This window comes from Nocardia thraciensis, assembly GCF_054782435.1.
In genome coordinates this window covers 35,338-52,183 of sequence record NZ_BAAGSM010000011.1, presented here as the reverse complement: position 1 = coordinate 52,183, position 16,846 = coordinate 35,338, and the positions used below count along the sequence as shown (strand labels likewise).

Below are 16,846 nucleotides of genomic sequence, written 5' to 3'. Positions count from 1 at the left end.
CTGGCCGCTCGCCCGGCGCCCCGCTACGCTACGAGGGGCATGACGATCGGTGAAGGGTGTCTGTCGGCGTGAGTTGGTCTTTCACACCGGACGAGTTCGCACACATCTGGCGCGAGACCGACCTGGATCGCCATCCGTTTCCGCTCCGGATCCTCGAGACTCCCCGCACCGAAGACGAGGCCGATAGCCTGCGCCGCACCCTGCAGGTGCGGCTGCCGCTGCGCTCGGACCCCGATCTGTCCGCCTGCCTGCGCATTCTCGCCGCGCCGCAGACCCGGGTGGTGGCGATCGGCGGACGGCACGCCCCCGGCAGCGAGATCCGCGCGCTCGGCGCCGCCGTCTTCGACCATGCGGTGCTCGCCGTGCAGGACCCGGGGGGTTGCCCCGGCTTCGGCGGTCGCGTGCACATCTCGATCGGCCACAGAGCCAAGCTCGGCGCCCGGATCGCCGCACTGCTGCCCGACGCGCCGCCCGGCCGCGAACCGGCCCGTTCGGCGGCCGCCGCCGCGGTGCGCGACGAGGAATCCGTGGCCACCACCCGGCCGCCGGTGCCGCGCATCCGGCGCCTGCTGCTCGAGCCGCACACCGCCGAGGGCCATATACGCATCGAATCGCGCCTGGATCGCGCCGATCCGCCCACGCCGGTCTACTACACCTGGATCGACGTCGCCGACGACGGCCGCTACCTGATCCGCGCGGGCGAGGAGGTGCACGTGGTCCCCGCGTCCGCCCAGCAGATCGCGCAGCATCTCCAGAAGCGCATACCCCGGTGAGCGCCCACACGTGCTGACCGGAAACCGGCTGAGCGATTAGGCTGAGTCACGACCGACCGATCCGTAGGGGGTGCGTGCGCATGACGATCGAGGCGAGTCAGGCCGACATCGCCAGATTTCTGCAGGCGGCGCAGAGCGGCACCGTCCGATTCGATCCGGACGCGGCGCGGCGCTGCGCCGAGCTGTACGACCAGCAGATCGAGCGCCTGCGCCACCTGCAGCAACGCCTGGAATCTGCGTCCGACCTGCACGGCTTCGGGGGATTCTTCTCGGCGGAGCAGCTGCAGGCCGGATTCGCCCGCAAGGCGCGGGATACGGTCGCGCTGCTCGATCAGCACATCGCCGCCTCCTACCGGATGAAGGAGGGGTTCCTGATCAGCGCCGGATTGCACGAAGAGGCCGAGGCCGCCAGCGCCGCCGCCCTGCGCGCGCTCCCATCGAGGTTGGCGCGATGACCGCGGAGTTCCGGTACGGACCGCGACCGCGCGACACCGACCCGGAATACATCAGCGCGATGGAACATTTCGAGTCGATGCCGCACGAGCAGATCCACGCGGGCACCCAGCGGATCGATGCCGGGGAGATCCTGCAGGCATCGCTGGCATGGCTGGAGGGCGCGGGCACGCTCACCACCTTCATGCCGCTCACCAAGGGCAACGTGGACCGGGCGATCGATGCCGTCGGCTGGGACGGCGCCGCCGCCGAGGCCGCCTACGCCAGCAGCCGCGCCCTGGCCGAATCGGTCGAGGAACTGGCCGCGGTGATGGGCGAGGTGGGCGCGCGCCTGGGCGCGCTGGCGGCGGCCGCCGAGGCCGTCAAGCTGGCCGTCGTGCCGCCCGGCGACTCCGGCCCGATCGGCGCGATCGCCCGCATACTCGAGTCCGCCCGTGTCATCGAGGCGCAGGTGGCGCAGGAGGCGCTGCGCCAGGAGGCACTGCTGGCGATGAACATGATCTACAAGCCCGCGTACTCGGTCGCGGGCACCGGAGTTCCGGCCCTGCCCGACCCGCCGCCGCTCCCCGGCGCGGCTCCGGGGTCACCGTATCCCGCTGCCCCGCAATCGGTTCCGCCACCGTCGGCCAACGGCCCGAACTTGTCGCAAGATTCCACCCCCGACCAGTCGACCCCCGGGCGACCCACGCCCTCGGATCAGCCCCAGCCGCCCACGACTCCGGGCCAACCACCCGCCCCCGCCACCCCGGGGCAACCTCCAACCACCCCTGGCCAGCCCACGGATCCCACCCCGGGCCAACCCGTCTCCCCTCCCCAATCTTCTACGCCCCCAACACCTTCCCCTGGCCAGCCGCAACCATCCACGCCCACGGAGCAACCACCGCCGGGACAGCCTCAACCACCTACCTCCCCTGGGCAACCCGCGGAGCCCGCCCCCGGCCAGCCGAGCCCGGCGCCCCAGCCCCCAACGCCCGCAACACCTTCCCCCGACCAGCCCACGGCCACCATGGCGCCTCCCGCCCCGACCCCCGACCACTCCCCGGCGCCCGCACCGAATTCACCCGCCGCGCCCCAACCCCCCACCGGCACAACGGTTCCGGCACCTCCACCAGCCCCGGAGTCCTCGGCACCTCCTCCGCCATCGGCGATACCCGCCCCACCACCTCCTCCCCATTCCCCGACACCCGAACCCTCAACGGCCCCACCACCTCCAGCCTCACCCCCGGACCAACTCCCACCCGGCCCACCCCTCACCGACGAGGAGGGCCAACCCGGAGTCACCGGCCCGATCCCCGAAGAATCCCCATCCCCCAACGCCCCCGACCAACCCGGCGTCAGCCCGCCGAGCAACTGAGGCCCGCAACACCCTGCCACCGAGTTCCGCCCGCAACATCTCGACAGCCACCCGGTCGCCCGCAACGCCCCTACAGCCAACCCATCGCCCGCCACGTCCTTACAGTCATTCCGGCGGGCTTTTGGCCGGAATCTCTCGGTAGAGCCCGGCCGAAATGTGCCGGGATGACGAAGATCGTCGGGATCACGCGAAGGTCTGCGCCCCTACACCTTCACCAGGTCGTCGGCGTGAATTACCGGGCGCTGCATGCCTTCCGGGAGTTCGGTGGTGGAGCGGCCGGTCATGGTCTGGAGTTCGGTGCTGTCGTATTCGACGACGCCGCGGGCGACAACGCGGCCATCGGGGGCGATCAGATCGATGACGTCGCCGCCGTAGAAGCGGCCGCGGACGCCGGTGATGCCCGCGGCCAGCAGGGAGCGGCGGCGGTGTGCGACGGCCTGCACGGCGCCCTCGTCGAGCAGGACGGCGCCGCGGCTGTCGGCGGCGTGCCGGACCCAGAACTTGCGTGCCGACAGGCGGACCGGACGCGCGGCGAAGGCGGTGCCGACGGAGGCGCCGGTGAGCGCGGCGGCCGCGTCCGAGGCCGCGGCCAGCAGCACGGGCACACCGGCGTCGGCGGCCAGCCGGGCCGCGGACAGCTTCGAGGCCATGCCGCCGGTCCCGAGTGCTCCGCCGCTGCCCGCGATCACGCCGTCGAGATCGGCGCTGCTGCGCACCTCCGGGATGAACGCCGCCGCACCCTTGCGGGGGTCGCCGTCGTAGAGCCCGTCCACATCCGACAGCAGCACCAGCGCATCCGCGCCGACCAGGTGCGCCACCAGCGCGGCCAGCCGATCGTTGTCGCCGAAACGGATCTCCTCGGTGGCGATGGTGTCGTTCTCGTTGACCACCGCGACCGCGTGCAGCGACCGCAGCCGATCCAGCGTCCGCTGCGCATTGCGGTGATGCTCGCGGCGGGAGAAGTCCCCGGCGGTCAGCAGCACCTGGCCGACGGTGCGCTCGTAGCGAGCGAAGGAGGTCCCCCAGGCGTGCGCCAGCGCCAGCTGCCCGACGCTCGCCGCTGCCTGTTTGGTGGCCAAATCCTTTGGCCGCGAGGACAATTTGAGCGGGGCGATGCCGGCGCCGATGGCACCGGAGGACACCACGATCACGTCGGACCCGGCCCGCATCCGTGCCTCGACGGCATCGGCCAGCCGGTCCAGCCGCCCGGTGTCGAGCCCGCCCTCCAGGCTGGTCAGCGCCGACGACCCGATCTTCACGACCACGCTGCGCGCCGTGGCGATCGCCCGTCGCGCCTCGCTCAGCTCACGTCCCGAATCAACCTGCGTCATACCAGAACTCACTCTCACAGCACCGAAAAACGCCCGGTCCACATCCCGGCGGCCCCTCCGCGCTCCTGCCCGGTCCACATCCCGGCGGCCCTCCGCGCCCCTGCCCGAGCCATACTCCGGCGGCCCTTCGTGCTCATGCCCGGTCCTCGTCCTCCGAGACCAGGCCGCGGCGGACTCGGGAGGCGTGCTTGCGCTCGGCCGCCGAGATGCGCTCGGACTGGTCGATGCGGGGGTCGGTGCCGCGGCCGGTCATCACGGTGTCGACGCCGGCGGAGATCTGCGGCTCCCAGTCGAAGCTGATATCGCCGATGGTCACCGGGGCACCGGGCTCGGCGCCGAGCTTCGCCAGCCGCTCCTCCACGCCCAGGCGGGCCAGCCGATCGGCCAGGTAGCCCACGGCTTCGTCGTTGTCGAACTGGGTCTGGCGCACCCAGCGCTCGGGCCGCTCGCCGCGCACGATGAAACCGCCGGGCACGTCGGGATCCACCTCGACGGAGAAACCGCTCTCGCCCTTGACCACCGGCCGGATCACCGGCCGCTTCGGCGCCGCCTTCGGATGCGCCTCGCGATACTCGCGAACCAGGTCGGCGAGCGCGAAACTCAACTGCCGCAAGCCTTCCCGGCTCACCGCCGAGATCTTGAACACCGGCCAGTCGCGTTCGGTGAACTCCGGGGTCACCATATCGGCGAGTTCGTCGGCATCGGGTATGTCGGTCTTGTTGAGGATCACCACGCGTGGGCGGTCCGCCAGGTCGCCGAGCCCCGAATCAGCCTGCAGCGCAGGCTTGTACGCGGCCAGCTCGGCCTCCAGTGCGTCCACATCCGAGATCGGGTCGCGGCCGGGTTCCAGGGTCGCGCAGTCCACCACGTGCGCCAGCACCGCGCACCGCTCCAGGTGGCGCAGGAAGTCCAAGCCCAGACCGCGGCCGTCGCTCGCCCCGGGGATCAGGCCGGGCACGTCGGCGACGGTGAAGGTGGTGTCGCCGCTGGACACCACGCCGAGGTTGGGGACCAGCGTGGTGAACGGGTAGTCGGCGATCTTCGGCTTGGCCGCGGACAGCACCGAGACCAGCGACGATTTCCCGGCCGACGGGAAGCCCACGAGCCCGACATCGGCGACCGACTTCAGCTCGAGAACGAGGTCGCGTTCCTCGCCCTCCTCGCCGAGCAGCGCGAAGCCGGGCGCCTTGCGCGCCCGCGACACCAGCGCCGCGTTGCCGAGCCCGCCGCGCCCACCCCGGGCCGCGACGAACCGACTTCCGGCGCCGACCATATCGGCCAGCACCTCGCCGTCTGGGCCGATCACCACGGTGCCGTCCGGCACCTTCAGCAGCAGTTCGCCGCCCTGCTTGCCGTCGCGGTTGCCGCCCTCGCCGGGCTTGCCGCTCCCCGCCTTGGCGTGCGGGTGGAAATGGAAGTCCAGCAGGGTGTGCACATTGGGATCGACCTCGAGGATCACATCCCCGCCGTTGCCCCCGTTACCGCCGTCGGGACCGCCCAGCGGCTTGAACTTCTCCCGATGGACCGACGCACACCCGTGGCCGCCCTTCCCGGCGCGGACGTGCAGCACGACGCGATCGATGAACTTGGACATGGACCTGATCATCCTCCTTCTCGAACGGGTCGACTGGTCCTGCAGACGCGAAAACGGGCCAGGGTGTTCGTCACCCTGACCCGCTTCGAAGAGTTGTGGAAAGGCTCCGGCGCGGCTCAGGCCTGCGCCGGCTCCGGGACCACGATGTTGACGGTCTTGCGGCCACGCTTGCTGCCGAACTGGACCGCACCCGCCTCGAGGGCGAACAGCGTGTCGTCGCCGCCGCGACCGACGTTGACGCCGGGGTGGAAGTGCGTGCCACGCTGGCGAACCAGGATCTCGCCCGCCTTGACGGTCTGGCCGCCGAAGCGCTTCACACCGAGCCGCTGGGCATTCGAGTCGCGACCGTTGCGCGAGCTGGATGCACCCTTCTTATGTGCCATGTCAGAACTCCTCGTGCAGTGTCAATTCGGCATGATCGTGGCCCTACGTGGTTACGCAAGCTGCCGCCTCCGGGCCTGACCGCTCATGCCGGGGTTCGCACCCCTGGTCGGACTTACTTGATGCCGGTGACCTTCAGGACCGTCAGCTTCTGACGGTGGCCCTGACGCTTGTGGTAGCCGGTCTTGTTCTTGAACTTGTGGATGCGGATCTTCGGGCCCTTGGTCTGCTCGACCACCTCGGCGGACACCGACACCTTGGCCAGCTTGTCCGCATCGGTGGTCAGCTCGGCGCCGTTCACGACCAGCACCGGCGACAGCGACACGGCAGTGCCCGGCTCACCCTCGAGCTTCTCGACCTTCACCAGGTCACCGACCGCGACCTTGTACTGCTTTCCGCCGGTCTTGACGATCGCGTACGTTGCCATCGGTCGGCTACCCTCTTCCTCTACTAGTGCTCGGCACTGTGCTCACGCGGCCGGACTGCCGGATCGCACCGGAGACCGCCGCACGTCTGGTCTGGTAATCACGCCGCCTCGGCGCCTGGTGGGCTCTCGAACGGAACCGGCCCTGCTCAACAGCAGTCAGGCGACACAGCTAAGTGCTGTCACCGGGCAGCGACTGTCCAAGATTACAGGACGCCCACCCACCCAACCAAACCGCCCCCAAGCCCCACCCCCAACACACCCACCCCATCCTTCCCGCCACATCCACCGCCCGACCCACCTCCGACGCACCCACCACCCCAAGCCCCCACCCAGCCACTGCTTCACCCCCGACACGGCGACCGCCCCACGTCGAACAGGACCACCACCCCCCGCGGGCACGACCACCACCCCCCGCGGGCACGACCACCCCCACCTCCGGCGGCCTGCCCCCATCATTCCCGGCATGCTTTTGGACGGGATCCACACAGCATGCAGAGATTCCGGCCAAGAGCATGCCGGAATGGCGAAGTACCTGAGACATGCCGGATTGACGAAGTACCTGAGCCACGCCGGATTGACGAAGTACCTGAGAGATGCCGGAATAGCGAAGTACCTAAGACATGCCGGAATGGCGAAGTACCTGAGACACGCCGGAATGACTGAGTACGGGAAGTCACCGGACATGACGGTGTGCTTGGAACGCCGGACATGACGATGCACTCGGGCAACCCCGACACGACGCAGGCCCGCGCCGGGGCGGCGCGGGCCTGCGGTCGGATCGCTCTCAGTCGGACTGTTCCGGGGCTCCCGCGGCCCGGCCCGCCGCCCGGCGGCGCGGGCGACTGCGCGGCGCCACCTCCGGGACGGGGATGTCGGTGAGGTCGACGGACGGGGCCTGCTGTTCCGTGCTGGAGAGCACGAACACGGCACCCTCGGCGTCGGTGCTGGGGGCGGCGGTACTGCGCGCCACCCGGCGACGCCCGCGACGAACCGTCTCGGGAGCTTGCGCGCCGGTGGAGCCCGCCCCGGCTCCGCGGCTCGCCGCAGGTGCCACGGTCCCCGCCCCACCGGCACCCGAAGGCGCGGCAGTTCCCGATGTTGCGGCACCACCATCCGACGGAGCAGCCGCACTCGACGGCGCACCGGCATCAGACTGTGCAGCAGCGCCCGACGACCCCGCCGACACAGCCGTGCTCGATCCCGCAGCAGTGCCCGCCACATCCGCGCCCGTGGACGCAGCCGTGCTCACCACACCCGGACCCGATGTCGCGTCCGGACTCGAAGACCCCACCACGTCCGAAGAGGCAGCAGTGCCCGATGCACCAGCGTCCGAGGCGATGCCCGCACCGGACGATGTACCCGCACCCGACCCGGCAGCGGTGCCCGATGGCACAGCAGCATCCGACGAAGCAGCGACGTCCGACGTCCCCGCCACAGCGGTACCCCACTGCGCAGCGGTGCGCGACGCACCCGCGTCCGACCCGGCAGAAGTGCTCGACACACCGGCATCCGATCCGGAGGTAGCGCTCGACGCACCGGCATCCGGCCCGGCAGTGGGGCTCGACACACCGACGTCCGGCCCGGTGGCGGCGTGCGAGGACACATCGGCGGCGGTGCCCGACGGTGCGGCCGCGGTGGCCGGGCGTGGGGTGGTCGGCGCGGTGGTGTCGGACGCTGTTGCGGTCGAGGCGCTGGCGGGCTCCGGCGATGGGCCGGAGGAGGCGGCGGCTTCGGCGCGGTCCGCGCTGCGGTCGCTCCCGCGCCGTGCCCGGCGACGCGAGCGGGTCGCGGGGCCCGAGGGCTCGCGGCCCGGCGCGCGGTCGGTTCCGGCCTCCGGCTCCGTCTGTGTCGCTGCCGAACTCGCCGCGCCCGGCTCCGCCGTCACGACCTCGAGCTCGGCCTCGGTGACGCCCTCGGACTGGTGCGCGGCCATTGCCAGCGCGACCGGGTGCGCCCGTTTGGCGGCCGCGTCCTCCTCGTGGTCGCCGTCTGCATGGGCGGTGCCGTTGGTGGCGGGAGCGGCGGGCTTGTCCTTTTCCTTCTCTTTGTCCTTGCGGCGGCGACGGCCCTCGCGACGACCCGAGCTGTCCTCGGCGGGCGCGGTCTCGACCGGATAGTTGTGCACGAGGATGCCGCGGCCGTGGCAGTGCTCACAGACGGTGGAGAACGCCTCCACCAGTCCGGTGCCCAGCTTTTTGCGGGTCATCTGCACCAAGCCCAGCGACGTCACCTCCGACACCTGATGCCGGGTGCGGTCGCGGCCGAGCGCCTCGGTCAGGCGACGCAGCACCAGGTCCCGATTGGATTCCAGCACCATGTCGATGAAGTCGACGACGATCATGCCGCCGATATCGCGCAGCCGCATCTGCCGCACGATCTCCTCGGCGGCCTCGAGGTTGTTGCGGGTGACCGTCTCCTCCAGGTTGCTGCCGCCCGCGCCGGTGAACTTGCCGGTGTTGACGTCGATCACCGTCATCGCCTCGGTGCGCTCGATGATCAGCGTGCCGCCCGAGGGCAGCCACACCTTGCGGTCGAGCGCCTTGGCCAACTGCTCGTCGATGCGGAAGCTGCCGAAAACGTCGACTGTGCTGTTGTCGTACCGCTCGACCCGGGCCAGCAGGTCCGGCGCCACCGTGCGGATGTAGTTCTCGACGGTCGTCCAGGATCGGTCACCTTCGATAACCAGCTTGGAGAAGTCCTCGTTGAACAGGTCGCGGATCACCTTGACCAGCAGGTCGGGCTCCTCGTACAGCGTCTTCGGCGCGCCCGAGCCGTTCTTGGACTGACCCTCGATGGTCTTCCAGGTGGCCTGCAGCCGCTCCACGTCGCGGGCCAGCTCGGTCTCGCTGACGCCCTCGGACGCGGTGCGGATGATGACGCCCGCGTCCTGCGGCACGATGTCGCGGAGGATCTCCTTGAGGCGCTTGCGCTCGGTGTCGGGCAGCTTGCGGCTGATGCCGGTGGACGACCCGCCCGGCACGTACACCAGGAAGCGGCCCGCCAGCGAGATCTGCGTCGTCAGCCGGGCGCCCTTGTGGCCCACCGGGTCCTTGGACACCTGCACCAGCACCGTGTCGCCGGGCTTGAGCGCCTGTTCGATCTTGCGCTCCTTGCCGCCGAGCCCGGCGGCCTCCCAGTTCACCTCGCCGGCGTAGAGCACGCCATTGCGGCCGCGGCCGATGTCGACGAACGCCGCCTCCATGCTGGGCAGCACGTTCTGCACCTTGCCGAGGTACACGTTGCCCACCATGGACGCCTGGCCGGTGCTGGTCACGAAGTGCTCGACCAGGATGTTGTCCTCGAGCACCGCGACCTGGGTCGTGGCGGACGCGTGGTCGTGCTGGTCGGGGAAGACCTTCTCGCGCACCACCATCACCCGGTCCACCGCCTCGCGGCGGGCCAGGAACTCCGATTCGGTCAGGATCGGCGGACGGCGGCGACCGGCCTCGCGCCCGTCGCGGCGGCGCTGACGCTTGGCCTCGAGCCGGGTGGAGCCGCTGATGCCCTGCACCTCGTCGCTGGCCGCGCGACGCTTGTTGCGCGGCTCGCGCTCATGCACGACGGTGTTCGGCGGATCGTCGTCGCTCGGCTCGGTGCCGTCGGAGTCGTCGCCCGTCTTGCGGCGCCGCCGCCGACGGCGGCGACGGCTGGAACCCTCCGGCACGACGCCGTCGTCCGCGTTGTCCTCGGTGGCGTCACCGTCCTCGGAGCCGGACTCGGCCGACTCCCGGTCGGTGTCGTCGGTGTCGTCGGAGTCGTTGTCGTCATCGTCGGAGTCGGAGTGCTGTTCGCCGCGGCCCCGGCCACGTCCGCGGCGACCGCGGCGACGGCGGCGCGAACGGCCACCGTCCTCGCCGTCGTCGCGGGACTGGTCGTCGTCCCACGTGCCGGACTCGGTCTCGGCCTCCTCGGCGGAGTTGTCCTCGGACCGCGGCTCGGCGGGCTTGTCCTCGGCGGGCTTGTCGGGCTTGTCCTCGCTCTTGGTCTGCCGCTCGACACGACGCTTGCGCCGCATCTCCTCGGCGGCGGTGGCATCCGGCGGCAGGAACAGCGGCGTGGCCACCACGGCGGGCGTCTCGAACACCACCGGCTCGGGGGCGGGCGGTTCCGGCGCGTGGAAGGGGCTGGTGAACAGCGACTGACTGGGGTGCGGCGGTTCGGCGGGCCGCCCGGACGACGCGGCGGACATCGGCGCGCCGTGGGAGGCGGCCCCCGAAGAGACCGACACCGCCTCGCCAGCATCGGCCGCAGTGGTCCGAGCGGACATCTCGGATGCGGCGCCGGAGGTCGCCTCGCCCGCGGCCTTCCCAGCGGTTTCACCTGCGGTCGTCCCAGCGGTGGTTTCAGCTGGCGTCCCCGCAGTTGCTTCGGTCGCGTTCTTTCCAGCCGACGCCTTCGCTGCGGACGCCCCGGCATTCGCTCCGACCGCGGACGCCCCCGGGTTCGCTCCGGCAGCACCCGTCCCGGCATTCGCCCCGGCAGCACCCGTCCCGACATTCGCCCCGGCAGCACCCGTCGCACCAGCCGCTTGGGCTGCGGCCGTTCCGGCGGTCTCCCCGCCGGCGGTCGCATCGGCCGCGGTCGGCTGCGCCGGATTCGGCGCGGTCCCGGCTACCGCGGGCGCGGCTGTCGCGGCGGCGGGACCGGATGACCCCGTCTCCTCGTCCGGGACGAGCGCGTCCCGGACCGATTCGGCGACCGTGCGGTCCAGGTTGGACTGCGGGCTGCGGGCCTCGGCGCCCAGTTCGGTCAGGTGGGCCAGGATGCGTCTGCTGGTGGTCCCCAGCAGCTTCGCCAGCGCGTGGACCCGGATTCGTTCGGGCAACTGCGCCGCCTCCCCTGCCCCGGCCGCCTCGTTCGAGGCGGGTTCACCATTGCTCTGCGACGTATCCTGCGGCTCTTGATCGGCCACGAAATCTCCTCGGGCCCCCGGGCGCGTCCCTCCCGTACGGGGAGTGACGCGGCCGACGCGGGGGCACTGTCCGTTCGCCTCACACCGCGGGGGCGCGAGGTCCTGTGGTCTCGCCCCGCGTGCCCCGTTATCACCTTGTCGTTCGTCGGTCGGGCTAACTGGTCACGCGGCGCCTGGCTGTTGGCTTCGACACCGGGACTCGAGCGCTCATCCAGCGTGCCGGCCGGACAGCCGAGTCTTGGAACCGTCCGGGGGCAGCGATGATCGGCGTCGAACCGCGATGCCATCGGGTGCTTTCGCCACCCACCGCAAACGGCGAGCGTCGATCACATCCGATGTCAGTATCCCATACCGTGCGCCGGGCCTCCGCCATCGACGCTCTCCTACGGGGGCTCCGGGCCCGTCCGGCCCAGGCCCGCGGCGCACTCGCACGACATCGCGCCCACCGTCGCAGCTCCCGAATTCGGCGCTCGGCGCGGTATCGCGGACCGGAACCGGGCCTGGCTACTGGGTGAGTTCGGGGAACCAGAGCGCGATCTCGCGCTTGGCGGATTCGGGCGAGTCGGAACCGTGGACGAGGTTGAACTGGGTCTCGAGGGCGAAGTCGCCGCGGATGCTGCCCGGTACGGCCTTCTCGACCGGGTCGGTGCCGCCCGCGATCTGGCGGAAGGCAGTGATGGCGCGCGGGCCTTCGAGGACGGCCGCGACCACCGGGCCGGAGGTGATGAACTCGATAAGCGAGGCGTAGAAAGGCTTTTCGGCGTGCTCGGCATAGTGGGCCGCGGCGACCTCCTCGGAGACCTGCTTCCGCTCCAGTGCCGCGATCTTCAGTCCCTTGCGCTCGATGCGGGTGATGACCTCACCAATCAGGCCCCGGGCCACGCCGTCGGGCTTGATGAGTACCAACGTCTGCTCAGTCACGGCGACACTGTAACCGGCCTGCGCACGGTATTCCGAACCGCAGCCGTCAGGAACCCTGCTGCGTGCGCTGGCTGGGCAGCATGCCCTGGTCCATGCGGCGCTTCACGTCCGAGCGCAGCACCAGGATGAACGCCCAGACCGCGGCGAAGATCACTCCGATGGCCAGCAGCGAGGCGTGGAGGAACCCGCCCAGCAGCACCACCACCTGCAGCCCCAGGTTGAACGGCACCGCCCACGGCCGCCGCTGCAGTCCCGCGCCGAGGATCATCAGCACCGCCAGGCCCACCAGGAAGATGATCGACCAGGGGCTGAGCCCGCCGCCGACGGCCGCGACCACCGGCAGCGCCAGCAGCACCGTGATGGCCTCGAGGACGAGCGCCCCGGCCATGACGCCGCGCAGCCCCTTCCACGGATCGGTGGCGGGCGGCGGCACGGCTTTGTCGGTCATGCGGGATCCTTTCCGAACAGGGAGCGCGCGGCCCCCGCCGTGACGACCGAACCGGTGATCACGATCCCCGCGCCGGACACCGGCTCCCCGGATTCCCCGGCCTCCTCCGCGATCGCGATCGCGGATTCGACGGCGTCGGCGAGGGTGGTGGCGGTGACGACGCGCTCGTCGCCGAAGGTCTGCACGGCCAGGTCGGCGAGGTCGTCGACGGCCATGGCGCGCGGAGAACCGTTGGTGGTGACCACGATCTCGTCGAACACCGGCTCCAGTGCCCGCAGGATACCGGCGGCGTCCTTGTCCGACAGCACCGCGACCACACCGACCAGCTTGCGGAAGTCGAACTCGTCGGTGAGCGCGGCGGCCAGCGCCCGCGCACCCGCCGGATTGTGGGCGGCGTCGAGGAAAATGGTCGGCGCGCTGCGCATGCGTTCCATCCGGCCGGGGCTGATCGCCGTCGCGAATCCCGCACGGACGGCGTCGATGTCGAGCTGCTTCTGCGCGCCCGCGCCGAAGAACGCCTCCACCGCGGCCAGCGCCACCACCGCGTTGCGGGCCTGATGCTCGCCGTGCAGCGGCAGGAAGATCTCGTCGTACACCCCGCCCAGCCCTTGGATTTCGAGCACCTGCCCGCCGACGGCGACGCGCCGCGACAGCAGCCGGAACTCCGCGCCCTCGCGGGCCACCGCGGCGTCGGTCTCGACGGTGCGCCGCAGCAGCACCTCCATCGCCTCCGGTTCCTGCTCGGCGATGATGGCCACGGTCTCGCGCGGGACCAGCGGATCCTCGGCGGCCGTCTTGATGATCCCGGCCTTCTCCCCCGCGATCGAGGCGAGATCCGGGCCCAGATAGACGGTGTGGTCGAGCCCGATCGGGGTGATCACCGCGACCTGGCCATTGATGACGTTGGTGGCGTCCCAGGCGCCGCCCATCCCGGTCTCCACCACCGCGACGTCCACGGGCGCCTCCGCGAAGGCGGCGTAGGCCATCGCGACCAGCACCTCGAACTTGCTCAGCCGCGGCCCGCCCGCCGCCTGCGACTGCTGGTCGATCATGTCCAGGTACGGCTGCAACTCGCGATAGATCTCGACGTAGCGGGCGGGGCTGATCGGTTCGTTGTCGACGGCGATGCGCTCGGTGGCCAGCTGCAGATGCGGGCTGGTGAAGCGGCCGGTGCGCCGGTGCAGGGCGCTCAGCAGCGCGTCGATCATGCGGGTGACCGAGGTCTTGCCGTTGGTGCCCGCGACATGGATGGCCGGATACCCGTGCTGCGGCGAGCCGAGCAGGTCCATCAGCGTGGCGATGCGAGTCAGCGACGGCTCGATCTTGGTTTCGCCCCAGCGCCGGTCGAGTTCGGCCTCGACCAGCGCCATTTCGGCGAGGTCGACCGGGGACGGGCCGGAGTGCAGGCGCTGCTCCCCGCCGCGCTGCCGCTCCGGCTCGGCGTTCGCGCCGTCCTCGCCCGCGCTCACCGGCCCGCCTTGCCGATCTCGTCGAGCCGCGCGGAGATGCGCGCCACTTCGGATTCGGCGACCTCTCGGCGGTCGCGGATCTTGGCCACCACCTCGTCGGGCGCCTTGGCCAGGAATGCCTCGTTGCCGAGCTTCGCGGCGGTGCCCGCCAACTCCTTCCGCGCGGCCGCCAGATCCTTCTCCAGGCGGCGGCGCTCGGCGTCGAGGTCGACGGTGCCGGAGGTGTCGAGTTCGACGGTCACGGTGGCGGCCGACAGCCGGACCTCCACCGAGGCGGTGGCCGAGAAGCCGTCGCCGGGCTCGGTGAGGCGGGCCAGCGCCGCGATCTCGGCGTCCAGACCGGTCAGGTCGGCGGTGTCGACGCCGACCAGCCGGGCCGCCACCTTCTGCTTGTCGGTGAGGCCCTGATCGCTGCGGAAGCGGCGGATCTCGGTGATCAGCTTCTGCGCGTCGGCGATGCGGCGGGCGGCGCGTTCGTCGGCGGCGATCCCGGAGGGCTGCGGCCAGGCGGCGACCACCACCGATTCGCCGCCGGTGAGGGCCTTCCACAGCGTCTCGGTGACGAACGGGATCACCGGATGCAGCATGCGCAGCAGCGCGTCCAGCACGCTGCCGAGCACCACGCGGGTGCGCTCGGCGCGCTCCTCCGACTCGGCGAACTGCACCTTCGCCAGCTCCAGATACCAGTCGCACAGCTCGTCCCACGCGAAGTGGTACAGCGCCTCGCAGCCCTTGCCGAACTCGTAGCGGTCGAAGGCCGAATCCACCTCGGCGCGAACCTCTTCCAGCCGATCCATGATCCAGTGATCGGCATCGGTCAGCGTGTCCCTGGCCGAGACCTCCCCCGAAACCGCACCATTCATCAATGCGAACTTCGTCGCGTTGAACAGCTTGGTGATGAAGTTGCGCGACGCCTGCACGTGCGCCGGGCCCACCGACAGGTCGCTGCCCGGCTGCGCGCCCCGGGCTAGGGTGAATCGTGTTGCGTCGGCGCCGTATTCGTCGATCCAGTCGAGCGGATCGATGCCGATGCCCTTCGACTTGGAGTACTTGCGGCCCTGCTCGTCGCGAATCAGGCCGTGCAGGAACACATCCCGGAACGGCACCTGCACCGCGCCCGAATCCTTGCCCGCCGTGATGGCCGGGTCGTCGGCGACGAACATGCCGAACATCATCATCCGCGCCACCCAGAAGAACAGGATGTCGTAGCCGGTGACGAGCACGCTGGTGGGATAGAACTTCGCCAGCTCGGGGGTGGCGTCGGGCCAGCCCATGGTGGAGAACGGCCACAGGCCGGAGGAGAACCAGGTGTCGAGCACGTCCGGGTCCTGCACATAGCCCTCGGGCGCCCGCTCGTCCGGTCCGACGCAGACGATCTCACCCTCGGGGCCGTACCAGATCGGGATGCGGTGGCCCCACCACAGCTGGCGCGAGATGCACCAGTCGTGCATGTTGTCGACCCAGGCGAACCAGCGCGGCTCCTGGCTCGCCGGATGAATCACGGTGTCGCCATTGCGAACCGCGTCCCCGGCGGCCTTGGCCAGCGATTCGACCTTCACCCACCACTGCATCGACAGTCGCGGCTCGATCGGCTCGCCGCTGCGCTCGGAGTGGCCGACGCTGTGGCTGTAGGGGAACTTGCGGCCGACCACGCGGCCCTCTGCCTCGAGCCGTCCGCGGATCTTCGCCCGCGCCTCGAACCGGTCCATGCCGTCGAATTCGGTTCCGGTACCGGCGATCCGGCCGGTCTCGTCCATGATCGTCGGCATCGGCAGGTTGTGCCGCAGGCCGATCTCGAAGTCGTTGGGGTCGTGCGCCGGGGTGATCTTCAGTGCGCCCGTGCCGAATTCGGGATCGGTGTAGTCGTCGGCGATCACCGGGATCTGGCGGCCGGTGATCGGATGATACAAGGTGGTGCCGACGAATGCCTTGTAGCGCTCGTCGTCCGGGTGCACGGCAACGGCGGTGTCGCCGAGCATCGTCTCCACGCGGGTGGTGGCCACGATCACGTGCGGCTCGTCGTCGTTCAGCGAGCCGTAGCGCAGCGACACCAGCTCGCCGTCCACGTCCTCGTATTTGACCTCGATATCGGAGATGGCGGTGCGCAGCTCCGGCGACCAGTTCACCAACCGCTCGGCGCGGTAGATGAGCCCGGCGTCGTAGAGCCGCTTGAAGATGGTCTGCACCGCCCGCGAGAGGCCGTCGTCCATGGTGAAACGGTCGCGGCTCCAGTCCACGCCTTCGCCGAGCCGGCGCATCTGGCCCTGGATGGTGCCGCCGGATTCGCGCTTCCAGTCCCAGACCTTATCGATGAACAGCTCGCGGCCGAAGTCCTCCTTGGACTTGCCGTCGACGGCGAGTTTCTTCTCCACGATGTTCTGAGTGGCGATCCCGGCGTGGTCCATGCCGGGCAGGAACAGCACCTCGCAGCCCTGCATGCGCTTGCGGCGGGTGAGCAGATCCATGAGGGTGTGGTCGAACGCGTGGCCCATGTGCAGATTGCCGGTCACATTCGGCGGGGGCAGCACGATCGAGTACGGCGGCTTGCCGCTGGCGGCGTCCGCGGTGAAGTAACCGGCGCCTACCCAGCCCTCGTACAGGTCTGCCTCCACGTCGCTGGGATTCCAGCTCTTGGGGAGGGCGTCGGCACGATCACGTGGGTTCTCAGAGGCTGTGCTGGTCACCGTGAGATTCTAAGGACTGGGGTCAGACAGTCGAAGGGCGGGGTTTTCGGCGGATGAGGGACACCGAAAACCCCGCCCACGACATTGAGACTACCGCCG

General features: G+C 70.6%; 12 protein-coding genes. 3 read left to right on the top strand and 9 right to left on the bottom strand.

All coding sequences use genetic code 11. The annotated features are described in order from the left end of the window. Window positions 1-68: 68 nt before the first annotated feature. From ACYVLQ_RS05285 to ACYVLQ_RS05275, 3 genes are all read left to right on the top strand, one after another. Window positions 69-773, top strand: coding sequence for an ESX secretion-associated protein EspG (locus tag ACYVLQ_RS05285; protein WP_460696234.1), 705 nt, complete (start codon window positions 69-71; stop codon window positions 771-773). A gap of 80 nt (window positions 774-853) precedes the next feature. After that, the gene (locus tag ACYVLQ_RS05280; protein ID WP_460696233.1) at window positions 854-1,228 is read left to right on the top strand and encodes a hypothetical protein; all 375 of its coding nucleotides are present in this window, start codon (window positions 854-856) and stop codon (window positions 1,226-1,228) included. Then, on the top strand, window positions 1,225-2,580 hold the full coding sequence (locus ACYVLQ_RS05275) for a hypothetical protein (RefSeq protein WP_460696232.1): 1,356 nt from the start codon (window positions 1,225-1,227) through the stop codon (window positions 2,578-2,580). The genes ACYVLQ_RS05280 and ACYVLQ_RS05275 overlap by 4 nt, the downstream gene beginning before the upstream one ends. Before the next feature lie 203 nt (window positions 2,581-2,783). Here ACYVLQ_RS05275 and proB read toward each other — a convergent pair whose 3' ends face one another. The 9 genes from proB to ACYVLQ_RS05230 form a co-directional block, all read right to left on the bottom strand. Beyond that, on the bottom strand, window positions 2,784-3,884 hold the full coding sequence (gene proB, locus ACYVLQ_RS05270) for a glutamate 5-kinase (RefSeq protein WP_460696422.1): 1,101 nt from the start codon (window positions 3,882-3,884) through the stop codon (window positions 2,784-2,786). A gap of 160 nt (window positions 3,885-4,044) precedes the next feature. Further along, complete coding sequence (gene obgE, locus ACYVLQ_RS05265; protein ID WP_460696231.1) at window positions 4,045-5,505, bottom strand: GTPase ObgE; 1,461 nt, start codon at window positions 5,503-5,505, stop codon at window positions 4,045-4,047. A gap of 116 nt (window positions 5,506-5,621) precedes the next feature. Then, window positions 5,622-5,888: a 50S ribosomal protein L27 gene (gene rpmA, locus ACYVLQ_RS05260; protein WP_460696230.1), complete on the bottom strand. Its 267-nt coding sequence runs from the start codon at window positions 5,886-5,888 to the stop codon at window positions 5,622-5,624. A gap of 113 nt (window positions 5,889-6,001) precedes the next feature. Next, window positions 6,002-6,313, bottom strand: coding sequence for a 50S ribosomal protein L21 (rplU, locus tag ACYVLQ_RS05255; protein ID WP_068021122.1), 312 nt, complete (start codon window positions 6,311-6,313; stop codon window positions 6,002-6,004). A gap of 784 nt (window positions 6,314-7,097) precedes the next feature. Further along, complete coding sequence (locus ACYVLQ_RS05250; protein ID WP_460696229.1) at window positions 7,098-11,225, bottom strand: translation initiation factor IF-2 N-terminal domain-containing protein; 4,128 nt, start codon at window positions 11,223-11,225, stop codon at window positions 7,098-7,100. A 504-nt stretch (window positions 11,226-11,729) separates the two neighbouring features. Further along, a complete protein-coding gene (ndk, locus tag ACYVLQ_RS05245; RefSeq protein ID WP_068021124.1) occupies window positions 11,730-12,146 on the bottom strand; it encodes a nucleoside-diphosphate kinase in 417 nt (138 codons plus the stop codon). A 46-nt stretch (window positions 12,147-12,192) separates the two neighbouring features. Next, a complete protein-coding gene (locus ACYVLQ_RS05240; protein ID WP_460696228.1) occupies window positions 12,193-12,594 on the bottom strand; it encodes a DUF4233 domain-containing protein in 402 nt (133 codons plus the stop codon). Continuing rightward, the gene (gene folC, locus ACYVLQ_RS05235) at window positions 12,591-14,063 is read right to left on the bottom strand and encodes a bifunctional tetrahydrofolate synthase/dihydrofolate synthase (RefSeq protein WP_460696227.1); all 1,473 of its coding nucleotides are present in this window, start codon (window positions 14,061-14,063) and stop codon (window positions 12,591-12,593) included. Before folC ends, ACYVLQ_RS05240 begins: the two co-directional genes overlap by 4 nt. Next, a complete protein-coding gene (locus ACYVLQ_RS05230; RefSeq protein WP_460696226.1) occupies window positions 14,060-16,747 on the bottom strand; it encodes a valine--tRNA ligase in 2,688 nt (895 codons plus the stop codon). Before ACYVLQ_RS05230 ends, folC begins: the two co-directional genes overlap by 4 nt. Window positions 16,748-16,846 lie beyond the last annotated feature (99 nt).